The sequence below is a fragment of the Tannerella forsythia genome, assembly GCF_001006485.1.
GTDB lineage: Bacteria > Bacteroidota > Bacteroidia > Bacteroidales > Tannerellaceae > Tannerella > Tannerella forsythia.
Genome location: NZ_JUET01000069.1, coordinates 1 through 392, shown reverse-complemented (window position 1 = coordinate 392; position 392 = coordinate 1). Strand labels below are relative to the sequence as shown.

General features: G+C 65.1%; 1 protein-coding gene. It reads left to right on the top strand.

Going from position 1 to position 392, the window contains the following annotated elements:
• The coding region (locus tag Tanf_RS05340) for a GAF domain-containing protein (protein WP_140230718.1) at positions 1-392 on the top strand (392 nt) is incomplete at both ends.

The window sequence follows — 392 nt, the reverse complement described above, 5'->3', positions numbered from 1 at the left end:
CCTGCTCGGCATGGATCGCGACATGTCGTTCTGCGAAAGCGCGTTGCTCCAGGACGATCTGATGCTCGTTCCCGACGCTTCGAAGGATCCCCGTTTCGCCGAGACGCCGCTGGTCGCCGGCGATTCGCACATCCGCTTCTATGCGGGGGCCCAGCTACGCACGGCCGAAGGGCTGCCGATCGGAACCTTGTGCGTGCTCGATGCGCAGCCCCGCAGTCTCACCGAGCTCCAGCGGCGCACGCTCGAAGTGCTCGGGCACCAGGTGATGCACCAGCTCAACCTCCGGCGCGAACTCAAGCTGCGCGACGAATCGGACCTGCGCTATCGCACGCTGTTCGATACCATGGGCGAGGGCTTCTGCATCATCGAGTTCCTCGACGGGCCGTATGGCC